We start from the raw sequence: 11,766 nt of genomic DNA, 5'->3' as shown, positions 1-11,766 counted from the left end.
GCTGGGATTTAGCCATTTTTATCCAGCAGTACGACCAGTGAGGCAAGTTTTACGGTATCGCCACCAAACTTGCGGTGATTAAAATGCCGTATCCAACGCAACGGCATGACGGTGCGATAAATTTCATCACGCATTTGTGCAGGTAGGCTGTTTGCAGTGGCTTGCCAGATTTGCCGTGCTTGATTTAGTCTGCCCTTGTTGTTTAACAAAATGGCGGTGCTTTGTAGGTAGCACAGCCAGTCTCGTGCTTGGCATTGGGCAAGGCTTAGCACCTTGATGGGGTCATCCTCAAAATCAATAAAGCCAATCTGCTCGCCTGCGATGATGTTGCGGGCAAAGGCTTGGCTTAGGTACTGACCACGCTCATGCACTAAAGTAATGGCTTGAATGCCTTGCTCAAACCATCGTACCGCCTCATCGGCATTGGCTTGCCAAATTTTATGCTCAAGCGTGTCGCTTTGCAAATCACTCATCATCAACGCATCATCTTGACAGGCAAGTAGCACAGGCACATAAACACCAGCCTGACGCAACTGGGTCAAGCGATGCACTTCTGTTGCGATGGCAGCTGTACCCCCAAAATTTTGTACAGGGCTTAATAATGGCAAGCCAAGCAAGCGACTAAAAAACCCCAGCAGGCGGTATTTATGTATAGAATGGCGACGACTGGCTCGCCTTATCCAGACATATGATTGGTCGGGCAGTTGATGGCGAGCAATCGCCCCTTGTTGCGTGGCGACAAGCTCTGCCAGTAGCTGTGCATGATTCATAATTCACCTTGCTGGCGGATTGGTTAATCAATGATTTGCAATCGCTTGAGAATCGGCATTTGGGTTTTGATGAACTTTTCTGCCAAAGATTGCAGCTCTGCCAGATTGTCTTCATCACCAGAGAGTGGCTGATTGTCTTTGATGAGTGTTTGGTTGTCGGCTTTTAGGATTTGCCAAACAAAATCAGCCCAGCCATCTTTGGCAACTTTATTATAATGTGCCAGCACAAACAATTGTTCAATACGAGTTAAACCAATGCCAGAGGTTGTTACAGGGCTGGCAAGATGGTAAATCTCACCGCTGGTTTTGGCACGGTTCACTAGGTGCAGGTTGAGTTTTTGACAATGTGGCAGACTTGCTTTGATTTGCTCTTTGTCTTGAGCAAGGGCGATGTCATTTTTGCCAATCAACAATGCCAACAGGCTGATGACTTGCTGCTTGCTTAGTTTGCCTGCCAATTGTTCAATAAGTTTTTTGACAGAGTGAATTTTGCCATCTTTAACAATATCAACCAAAGGCAAGAACAATTCATCCATAATGGTGATGTTGCGATAATGGGTGATGGACGCATTTAGCTCATCTGGATTTTTGATGAGTATCACAGACAGCTCTTCCCACGCTTGTAGATATTCTGCCGAATTGAGCTGATAGCTGCCTTTTACCCAGTAGTCGCGGCGAAATTGTCGGTTGAGCAGATAGTCTTTGGTGGTTTGTTTGAGCGATTTATTGTTAATGCTATTTAAATACTCTTTTTGTTCATTATTAAATAGGCAATCATCATAATCGTCCAAATAATAAGCAGAGCAGGCATAGCTCATTTTGGCATCAGCCAGCCAATCTTCAACCTGCGAGTAATACATGGGCTGCCAATCACGGTTGAGATACTCATGTGCCAGATAGTTCATATTTTTGCTTGTCAAATCATTGGCTCTGTTTAATAGCTCTGGCGTTTGGCGAATCAAGCGGTCGCTAAGTTGTAGCACAGCTTGGGTTTGGTTGATGGCTTGCTGAGTGTTAATCTGTCTGGTGTTGGCATTTGATGAATTTTTTAAATCATGCTCAACGAATAAATGACGCAAGGGCGATAATCCAGACCAGCCAGGCAGAGTGTTGTAGCTGATATATAGTACGCCACCGACTCGCAATTTGCGGCGAATAAAATCAACAATAATGCGGCGATTGTCATCAGAAATCCACGACCAAATGCCATGCAGTCCGATATAATCAAACTCTGGCAAGTCTTCACGCGAACAAAATTGAGCAAAACTTTGATCGTATAGCTGCGTTTTGTGCGTTGTGTTGGCTTGTGCTGAGAGATGTTGGGCAAATAGTGCTTGGTCTGGGTTAAAATCTGTCCCATGCCAATTAATATCACTGCCTGCACTGTGGATATTGATTGATAATCCCTGACCAAATCCTAGCTCGCAAGCATGGCGAATTTTTGGTGGGGCAATACCCGCCATCAAAAAAGGCACGGTGAGATTCTGTGGATTTAGCTCGCTATAATAACCATAGGTATAATTGATGTCGCTGACATAACCTTCAGACCATGATGTCATAAAATTTCTCTTATAAAACTATCGTATAAAATGATTATAATAGCTGATTTAATGAAGTTTTGCAATTTTTGACTGTGTGGCATGACCGTGCTTGATATCGCAAACATTCGACCGATTGTGTGCTGCAAGAAATAAAGTCGGATATTAGCTACCCGACTTTTCAAGCTGCAAATAGCAGGGATTAATCATGCTGCCCATGGCTTTGCATTTGTGCTATATTTATGCACATTGGTTAATTATTAAATAATTGTATTTTTATAAAAACTTACAAATCAAACGAACTCACCACCTTAACATGCAAACGTACTTCCACATTGCCACGGGTGGCGTTGGAATATGGACAAACTTCGTGGGCTTTTTTGATTAAGGTTTTTGCTTCATCTTCGCTCAATCCTTCCACCGTGATGGTAATATCCAAATCAAGACCAAACGCACCGTCTGGTTTTTGCCCAATACCAACACTCACAGTAGTACTAGATTTACTAGGTTTAATACCTAAGGTTGGAGCAACATGATTCATCGCACTGTCAAAGCACGCTGCATAGCCCATCGCAAAAAGCTGTTCTGGATTTGTGCCAACTTTTCCACTGTCATTTTGAAAACCAACCAAATCAAAACCCATTGAACCATCATCAACTTGGGTATGTCCATCACGACCGCCTGTTGCTGTTGCACTTGTGTGATAAAAAATTTTCATAAAAACTCCATCAAATAAAATAAAACATCAGGGTGAATCATCCACAAATTCTGACACCATGCCAAAAATCCAAAACCATTTTAGCAAGTTTGTCTAACAACTGGTATCTTATTTATCCAAAACTCTTGCCTGATTCTCTAAGTTTTTGGGTTTTTATAAGATATTAAAGTGTGTCATTTACTGTCGTGGTTGTACTTATCACTTGAACTTCTTGCGGTATTGATGACAAATTCGCCCTCAAATACTGCCACAGTTTGCTTGTGGCATGATAGCTGGCATAGGACGGTGATTTTGCCTTTGTCTTTTTTGTCAAGCATGGTTTGGCAGGCGTGTTTTTGTTCTGGTAAAATCTGGCACGAAGCAACAATCTTGTCGTTTGCTGGAGCAAGATAGCGAATGTGGCTTTGGCGAATGACAATATTGCCCTGTGCTTGTGTAAATTGCGTATGCACAGCAAGCCATGCACACGCAGTTGCCATGAGTGATTGACTGCCGCCAAAAATCGTACCATGGTGATTGCGATTAATGGCAAAATCTGCCGACAAAGTTACTTTGCCAGCTTCTGCCTGCTGTAGCACCAATCCCAGTGCCTGACAGGCGGGGATATGTTCATACAGCCAGTACTGCAATTGTGTCAGATTTTGCATTGATTGCCCTTATTGATTTTTATTTTATAAAACAAAAATCCCTGTGCGATATTCTGATTGATAAGAATTATAAAATCATTATAGTAAAAAATTTGACCATCAGCAACGAGCAAGCTACCTTGTGCTGGATATTTGATGGATAAAATTTTGGTTATTTTGGCATTAATTTGAAATGGTTTAATTTTTAATTAATAAAAGTTATCTTAATCATAAAAATGCTTGATTTTTGCCAAAATTTCTTTATAATTGGTTTAAATTTTTAAATATATAAACACAATGAGCCATCAACAAACTTTGCAATTGCTAAAAGACTGCATTCCGATTTTTACGGTACTGGCAGATGAAAACCGCCACAAGATTTTGTACCTGTTGCTGCAAAACGGTGCGATGAATGTTGGTGGATTGACCGAGCGGCTGCATCTGTCGCGTCCTGCGGTTTCGCACCATCTAAAGCTCATGTTGCAGGCGGGGACGGTGTCGGTTGAGCAGGTTGGCAAGGAGCGGTTTTATGCCATTGCCATGCACGAGCCGATTGAGCGACTGGAGCAGTTGGTTGCTCTGATGGCAGAGCATTGCCCTGATTTGGCGGAGAACGAGATAATTTAACTTAGAGTGGTTAAGTTAAAGAGTTGCAAATGTATTTATGATTTTTCTGCTTGCGTGTTAATGTATTCTTTGTTATTCTTAATGAAGGAGTGAGCAAAGAAAGTTCACATGCTTTTTTGTTCAACAAATCATCTTGTGTATATGCTCATGGTCTATACCAAAAAGATTTGGTTTTTTCAAAAGGATTGTCAAGCACAATGAGCTTGAAATCTGGTGCAGAAAAATTATTTCAGCAAGATGTGTATGTAATGTTAGGGCTGCACTAGCTCAAGAAATACACGCTTTACCACAGCTGGAATTGCTTTATCAAGGCAAGAGTCAGTCAAAGGGTGTATTTTCGCCATCACAATGACATGATATTGCTGATTTTTATGAAATTCACTTAGATGGTACAGGGGCTAGGCATGCCGAAGACCTAAATCAAACAATTTGGCAATTTATCGATACTGATAAAAAACAAAGCAAATTTCAACAAGAATTTGATGAATTATTGACAAATCTAAATTTATTTTGGACTGGAATTAAAAAAGAATTATCATGAACCCACTTCCCTATATTGCGTTTAGCATCTTGGGCGGACTGATTATTCCGTTGCAGCTGGCGATGGTGAATGCATTTCGTCAAAGCACGCACGCCAGCCAGTTGCAAGCCACTTTTTATCTGTATGTAGGTGGGGCGATAGCATCACTGGTGCTGTCGCTGGTGTTTAGCGGTGGTATCAAACCACCACAAGTGCAATATGCTCAGTGGTGGATGTGGCTGACGGGGTTTTTGGGCAGTTTTTATATTCTGTTTATGTTTATCGCCGCCCCAAAAATCGGTGCCGCCAACACCTTGCTGTGGGTGTTTTTGGGGCAGATGCTGTTTTCTACACTGCTTGCCACAACTGGCTGGTTTGGTTTGCCTGTGCAAAAGGTGAACTGGCTCAAACTGTGCGGCTTGGGACTGGTGTTTGCTGGTGGCTTGGTAATGATTTATGCCGAAAGCCGTGGCAACTAAATTGATTTGGCACGGTATGTAACTTGGCTTTTAAATCAATTTTATTCACAACAGATGATTGTACTATCTGATATAACCCAATCAATATTCCTGCCAAATGATTTGGCAAAATAAGATAAATCTAAACTGCCTTATCGTGTAAATTTCTTTCATATCCGCCATTATGCTCAAATTATTTGGTTTAAAGATGTAATTGTCTTGGCATGTGATTATTGCTGATAATTTGGTCAAGTTCTTGATTTTTAAAACAAAAGATTGGCGGAACCGAATCAAAAATAAAAACAAGGTTTTACCCTTGGTAGATAAGTTGATTTTTGACATTGATTTGCTAAATTTCTTGATTTTTGCCAATAATGTCTTATAATAAGTTTAAATTTTTAAACTTATAACCATAAAAATGTCAATATGGCTCATTTATTGGCAGTTGTTATCAGGATTGCCACCAAACCCAGCCCACCAAACAGGGCTGTAGCTCAGAGCCGATCTTTATATGGGTAGGCACGGCAATGAGGATTGCAAGTGATTGTTGCCAGCTTAAAAGGCGGACACACGCCACTTAACCCTGAAAAGTCTAAGGCTGTTTGGCTTGGATAAAGTCTCAAAGACTGTAAAGACGCTGCCAAGTTTGTGCGGTAATTGGCAAACACCCACTCTGTCAGTCAAATAAGGCTGCTGATTTGACGGTATTATTTGGCAGGTGGGCATGGTAGTATGTTTGATTTTCCTGATGATGGTCATTGACAAAAATTGATGTTTTTAAACTTGATAATTATTTGGAGTACAGGGCGATGAAGGCATATTTTATTAACCGTTATCAAAAAACACCTGCGACTTTGGCCGAGGTTGCCGAGCCGATGGTCGGTGATGATGATGTGTTGGTGCAGGTTGCTGCCGCAGGGCTGAACCATTTAGATTTACGCATTAAAAGTGGCGAGTTGAAGCTGTTGGTGCCATATCAATTTCCGCTGATTTTGGGGCATGATGTAGCAGGGACGGTTGTGGCAGTGGGGAGCAATGTTCGTGATTTTCAAGTGGGTGATGAAGTTTTTGCCCGTCCACGCGATGGCAGGATAGGGGCATTTGCCGAAAAAATCGCCATTTGCCAAGATGATGCTGCCAAAAAACCTGCCAATGTTTCAATGACTGATGCTGCAGGGTTGCCGCTTGTGGCTTTGACAGCGTGGCAGGCATTGGTGGAGATTGCCAAGATTCAGGCAGGGCAAAAGGTGCTGATTCATGCAGGGGCAGGCGGTGTGGGTTCGGTTGCCATCGCTCTTGCCAAACATTTGGGGGCGATTGTTGCGACCACGACCAGCACTGCCAATGTAGATTTTGTCAAAAACTTGGGTGCTGATGTGGTGATTGATTATAAAAAGCAGCATTTTGCCGATGTTTTGCAGGATTATGATGTTGTACTAAACAGTCTGGACGAAAAAACGCTGCTTGATTCGCTACAGGTGCTAAAACAAGGCGGCTGCCTGATTTCTATTTCAGGGCCGCCAACGCCAGAATATGCCAAGCAGGCAGGATTGAACAAGCTGCTGCAGGGGGTGATGTGGCTGCTTAGCTACAAAGTCCGCCGTGCCTGTCGTCAAAAACAGGTGGATTATCAATTTTTATTTATGAAAGCAAGCGGCGGTCAGCTTGCCAAGATTGCCCAGTTGGTTGAAAAGGGGCATATCACGCCACAAACCCAAGAAGTTTATGCTTTTGATGAGATTGCTGCGGCATTTGCCAAATTGCAAACAGGGCGGACGCGAGGCAAGATTGTGGTTGCGATGCGGAATTGAGCAGGGTGCTTTTAGGCTGCCTGAAAGCCAATTTATCAAATAAAACAGCTCTTGATTGTTAAGTGGTATTAAAAAACGGTGCTTTTAGCCAAAGCAGGTTTGCTGATGTTGCCAAAGTTGTGGCATGGGCTAAAAGCAGCCGTTTTTATATTGTCTCGGCAAATTTCTGCCCTATTTGTTCGCTTGTTGTTTTTAAAAAAGCCATATACTCTTTTTTTATCGGAAAAACAATGTGGCTATCACTGTCAATATCCTGCTGCATCAACACAAGCGGTTGGTTTTGCCAATGGGCATTGATTTGCTCTATCCACAAGTGAACCGCTCCGCTTGCATCCAGCACAGGAAAATCAATCGTAGGAAATGATTTAAATCCTTGTAAATTTTGCAAAAAATACTCAAAATCTACCAGCTCTTCTTTCCAGTCAAATTCGGCAGCATAATGATGGGTAATCAAAATATCAGCAAAACTAATCCAATACAACGCCTCTTGCGATATTTGCTCGGGGTTTATGCCTCGTTCGTCATAGCAGTGCTGATGTGTCGCCAAAAATATCGGCGTTTGTTCAAATAGGCTTCGGACTTTGTCCAAGACGGCGTCATCATTATCGCTGATGATTTGGGCAAATTGCAGATAAATTTCTTTGAGCGATTGCTTGGGTTTGTTGATTTTTTTGCCGAATAATTGAGCAAGCCAGCCCATATTGTTTCCTTATTGATTTATTGATAGTTGGTTAATTTAACTTAGCTGCTGGATAATGATATTGGCAAGCACCACAAGCAGTATAACTCCCATCGGCACCAGCAGTGGCATGGTTTCTTTGAGTTGATAGCGTGCATTTGGCTGCTCGCTGGGCTTAAAAAATTTGGGTGCTTTGTGCTCGATATGCAAATAATACCGCCCAGCTTTTAGATACCAGATGCGATAAATCTGCCTGCCCTCTGCAAAACTATTCTTGGCAACATAGCCAGTAATCGGAAAGCGAAGGAGCGGCTGTTTGTCTTGATTTAAAATCGTGGCAGGATACGCTCGGGCAGGGTTTAATTTGAGTAATTTGGCGTGTATCCAAAGGGCATAAAATCCTGATTTTTCAATCATAAATTCCAAAGTTTGTGGTTTGACTTCTGTGGTAAAAATCTCTTTGCCTTTGAATATTTTAAATAGCGTATAAATCATCATGGCGATGATAATTAGATCCACAAGGATAAACGGCACAGTCATCTTATTGTTCCGATGGATTTTTAATTTATTTTTGGTGCTAAACCCAGCCAAAATGGCATTTGGCGAGAGATGGGGTATATTTTAGCTGGAATGGTATTATTTTGATAGTCTGTGCTGGCGATAAGTGTGAAATATTTTAGCTTGGGGCAGAACGGTTTGGCGAAAAGAAAAACTGACGCTTTGGGGATTATGCTTCCCGAATGACTACCGAAAACCGGTCCGCTTGACCCCAAAATACTGTTTGCTGGACAGTGGCTAGATGAAGAAAGCAGGCTGGCATATAACCGATTTGGATACTATGACCCAATTTTGGGAAATTGCATCAACTATGATTTGATTGATGGTGTGTAAAAAATAAATTTGAAGGCAGCCCCATTGATGCCCCAACGAATTTCTCCGCACATAACTGGAGTGAGTGGCATAACTCCAATGAAAGATTTACACCCCTTTCTACAAAAAATACTAGTATCAAACACCTAAAAAACCCTGTCTAGCTTGTCAATATGTATCTGAACAACTAGGAGTAACTTTAAAATGAGAGCTGAAATAAAAGAACTATATGATTATTTAGACAGATGCGATGATGAATTAAATATCCATGAAAAACAATTTCTTCATTTAAAAGAATTGCAAAAGATAGCCAAGTCAATCTAGATGAGTTAAATGATCTGGCGTGGGATTTAAATGATAAGCTATTTGGTATCATATACGATAATAATATTGATGGTATTGTATTCAGGTTTTTGCTTGGGGCTACAGAAAATAATAACGATAAAGATTATTTCAACCAATCGTTCGATTTTGACAATTATTTAATTGATAGGGCGGAAGAATTGGGGTACTAATGTCTTATTCTTTTTCTAGCAACACAAGTATCCACTGCTTTATCTCTGCTAAAGACATAATTTTTCCGAATATGCTAAAGTTTCAGAGAATGAAAACTGGTTAAGATTGCTACTGCTAAGGTGCTTATTTGCGTATAGATAATAATTTATTGACAGATTAATGCCATTTAATGAAGCTGGGAATATACAACTTGATTTGGCTATCAAACAATCAAATTAAACCATTGAAGGAGTTGAATTATTTAAAAAAATCTCTGGTTGCTAGAAATCCCACGAAAGGGGAGCGAAGGTGTTTAAATTTTAATTCTAGAAAAAGGATTGAAAAAATTAGAAAAATAAGCCGCAGAACTTTAGAGACTTTGGCAATTTTATTTCTGCAAATATAATCCAAGCATAAATTTGGCGATTTGGCGATTTGGCGATGGTTGTGGATTTTGTACCGCTGGGCCATAAAAAAGTAGGGCAGCCTGATAATTTTGCTTGACAAGGCTGATTTTTTTATTATAATAGGTTTAAATATTTAAACTTATAAACTTTAAGGAGCTATTATGCTATTCCAACCATTTGGTTTTGCAACTGGTCAAATCGCCAAAAACCGCTTTTTTAAATCCGCAATGGAGGAGCAGTTGGCACAGTCAAGCCAGCCAACACAGACGCTGGTCAATCTGTACGATGCATGGGCAAAGGGCGGTGCAGGTGTGTTGGTAACGGGCAATGTGATGGTTGCTGAGAACGGCAAGGGTTCTTTGGCCGATGTGGTGCTGACCGATGAGCGAAGCATGGATATGCTCAAATCATGGGCGAAGGCAGGGACGCAAAATGATACTTTGCTGATTATGCAGATTAATCATGCAGGTAAGCAGTCGCCAAAAGTGGTGAATGCCACGCCAGTCGCTCCCAGTGCCGTTGCTTTGAAGGGCATGGACGGTTTTATCAATCCGCCGCGAGAGTTGGCAGAGCATGAGATTGAGACTTTGATACAAAATTTTGCCGACACTGCCAAAATCGCCGCCAAGGCTGGTTTTAGTGGCGTGCAGATTCATGCAGCACATGGCTATTTAATCAGCCAGTTTCTCTCACCGCACCACAATCGCCGTAGCGACAAATGGGGTGGCAGCCTTGAAAATCGTATGCGGTTTTTGGTGGCGGTGTATCAGGCAATCCGTGCTGCTGTGCCGTCTGGATTTTTGGTGGGGGTGAAATTAAATTCTGCCGATTTTCAAAAAGGCGGTTTTGATGAGCAAGACAGCATTCAAGTGGTGCAAAAAATGGCAGAGCTTGGCATTGATTTTATTGAAATTTCGGGCGGTAATTACGAAAGTCCAGAAATGCTCACTGCCAAAGAAAGCACCAAAAAACGCGAGGCTTTTTTCCTTGATTATGCCGAAAAAGCCCGTGCTGTCTGCACTGCTCCGCTGATTATTACAGGCGGTTTTCGCTCAACCCATGTCATGAATGAAGCACTGCAAAGTGGGCATTTAGACTTTGTTGGCATGGCACGCCCGTTTGCCCTGATGCCTGATTTGCCCAATCAAATCAAAAACAACAGTTATCAGACCATCACCACGAACCGCATCAAAACAGGCGTTGGTTTTGTTGATAATAAAGTCGGTGCAGTGCTTGAGATGGACTGGTATATGGCACAAATGGCATTGATTGGACGAGGTCAAAAACCCAATCCCAAGCTCTCGCCGTGGCGGGTGCTTGCCAAAGCACTCTGGACAAACGGCAAGGCAGGGCTATCAACAGGGCGAAGCTAAACCTACCGCTGCCCAGTCGGACAATGGGCAGGTGTAAAATGTGCTAAAATTACAACTTTATTTCCCATATAAAGCGATAGGCTTTATATGGGGTTTTGTGATTATTTCAAGAAAATTTTCACAAAAGGAAATGATTGATGAAAAAAATCTGTTTTCTCACAATCATATTATCAATAATATTCTATCTTTGGATAAATTATTCATTGTATCCAGATTTGAAAAAAAGCTTAATTATGACTTGGATAACAATGTATTGAAATCAAAGTATGATTTGCAGGATTTTCTAGTGCAGGGAGGATTGATTACTTTTGATGGTGCGATTTTTCGCAGCCCAAACAATGGATTGTTAGAAAAGGCTTAAAGGCTTTGGGTGTTTGAAATAATAGTGTCGTAAAAATATTTTATCTTAAAGTAACCAAAGAGGGTGATGTGATTGAAAATCAATTTTTCTTAGATAACAACCTAAAAGGTTTTGATTACTTTTGTGATAAAAATTCTCAAATTATGATATCAAAAGTGACAGAGAGTTGATCTTATTATATATTGCCTATAAATTGCAAAATGGTAAAATCTGGTGCTATAGACTAAACTACATAGAAGAAATATTCAAAATTATGAAGACTGTTCAAAACTTTATGCTGATCAAATCAAAGCTTCATCACAGCCCGTAAACTAGATTAAAATAATAATCTCGCTTGCTCTCCTGAACCCATTCAAGGCAAGCAAGAGTTGATGAAATTCTACCTGTTGAGAGTTTGCAAGTCCTAGTAATAAAACTTGCCACGACTTCATGGCTTTAAACACCTCATTGCGGATGACTGCACTCTGGTAAGCGTGATAGCTGATTGATAAACATCAATTTTAAAAAACTGCT

The 11,766-nt window shown here is 41.2% G+C and carries 11 protein-coding genes; 5 read left to right on the top strand and 6 right to left on the bottom strand.

Translation table 11 applies throughout. The features are described 5' to 3' along the window. Positions 1–8: 8 nt before the first annotated feature. From EL162_RS08475 to EL162_RS08460, 4 genes are all read right to left on the bottom strand, one after another. The gene (locus tag EL162_RS08475; RefSeq protein ID WP_126331413.1) at positions 9–770 is read right to left on the bottom strand and encodes a BUD32 family EKC/KEOPS complex subunit; all 762 of its coding nucleotides are present in this window, start codon (positions 768–770) and stop codon (positions 9–11) included. A 23-nt stretch (positions 771–793) separates the two neighbouring features. Continuing rightward, positions 794–2,329 (bottom strand): methyltransferase regulatory domain-containing protein, encoded by a 1,536-nt coding sequence (locus tag EL162_RS08470; RefSeq protein ID WP_126331412.1) that lies wholly within the window; start codon positions 2,327–2,329, stop codon positions 794–796. A 265-nt stretch (positions 2,330–2,594) separates the two neighbouring features. After that, complete coding sequence (locus EL162_RS08465; RefSeq protein WP_126331411.1) at positions 2,595–3,026, bottom strand: organic hydroperoxide resistance protein; 432 nt, start codon at positions 3,024–3,026, stop codon at positions 2,595–2,597. Between the two features lie 173 nt (positions 3,027–3,199). Continuing rightward, a complete protein-coding gene (locus EL162_RS08460; RefSeq protein WP_126331410.1) occupies positions 3,200–3,673 on the bottom strand; it encodes a YiiD C-terminal domain-containing protein in 474 nt (157 codons plus the stop codon). A gap of 276 nt (positions 3,674–3,949) precedes the next feature. Here EL162_RS08460 and EL162_RS08455 point away from each other — a divergent pair, with 276 nt between their 5' ends. The 3 genes from EL162_RS08455 (at position 3,950) to EL162_RS08445 (ending at position 7,068) form a co-directional block, all read left to right on the top strand. Next, positions 3,950–4,279 (top strand): ArsR/SmtB family transcription factor, encoded by a 330-nt coding sequence (locus EL162_RS08455; RefSeq protein WP_076556218.1) that lies wholly within the window; start codon positions 3,950–3,952, stop codon positions 4,277–4,279. 537 nt (positions 4,280–4,816) lie between these two features. Beyond that, positions 4,817–5,278, top strand: coding sequence for a DMT family transporter (locus tag EL162_RS08450; protein ID WP_076556220.1), 462 nt, complete (start codon positions 4,817–4,819; stop codon positions 5,276–5,278). Positions 5,279–6,066: 788 nt separating this feature from the next. Next, on the top strand, positions 6,067–7,068 hold the full coding sequence (locus EL162_RS08445; RefSeq protein WP_126331722.1) for an NADP-dependent oxidoreductase: 1,002 nt from the start codon (positions 6,067–6,069) through the stop codon (positions 7,066–7,068). Positions 7,069–7,213: 145 nt separating this feature from the next. On the opposite strand, the gene EL162_RS08440 is transcribed toward EL162_RS08445, so the two are convergent. Together EL162_RS08440 and EL162_RS08435 are read right to left on the bottom strand one after the other, a co-directional pair. Then, complete coding sequence (locus EL162_RS08440) at positions 7,214–7,768, bottom strand: DUF6630 family protein (RefSeq protein WP_126331409.1); 555 nt, start codon at positions 7,766–7,768, stop codon at positions 7,214–7,216. Between the two features lie 36 nt (positions 7,769–7,804). Further along, positions 7,805–8,287 (bottom strand): hypothetical protein, encoded by a 483-nt coding sequence (locus EL162_RS08435; RefSeq protein ID WP_126331408.1) that lies wholly within the window; start codon positions 8,285–8,287, stop codon positions 7,805–7,807. 1,393 nt (positions 8,288–9,680) lie between these two features. On the opposite strand from EL162_RS08435, the gene EL162_RS08430 reads away from it, so the two are divergent. Both EL162_RS08430 and EL162_RS08425 read left to right on the top strand, forming a co-directional pair. Then, positions 9,681–10,892, top strand: coding sequence for an NADH:flavin oxidoreductase/NADH oxidase family protein (locus EL162_RS08430; RefSeq protein WP_126331407.1), 1,212 nt, complete (start codon positions 9,681–9,683; stop codon positions 10,890–10,892). Between the two features lie 40 nt (positions 10,893–10,932). Further along, positions 10,933–11,253, top strand: coding sequence for a hypothetical protein (locus EL162_RS08425; RefSeq protein ID WP_126331406.1), 321 nt, complete (start codon positions 10,933–10,935; stop codon positions 11,251–11,253). The last annotated feature ends 513 nt before the right edge of the window (positions 11,254–11,766 follow it).

Origin of the sequence: Moraxella cuniculi (genome assembly GCF_900637105.1) — a bacterium.
Lineage (GTDB): Bacteria > Pseudomonadota > Gammaproteobacteria > Pseudomonadales > Moraxellaceae > Moraxella > Moraxella cuniculi.
The sequence above is the reverse complement of the archived record's forward strand: the minus strand, read 5'-3'. Positions and strand labels throughout refer to the sequence as shown.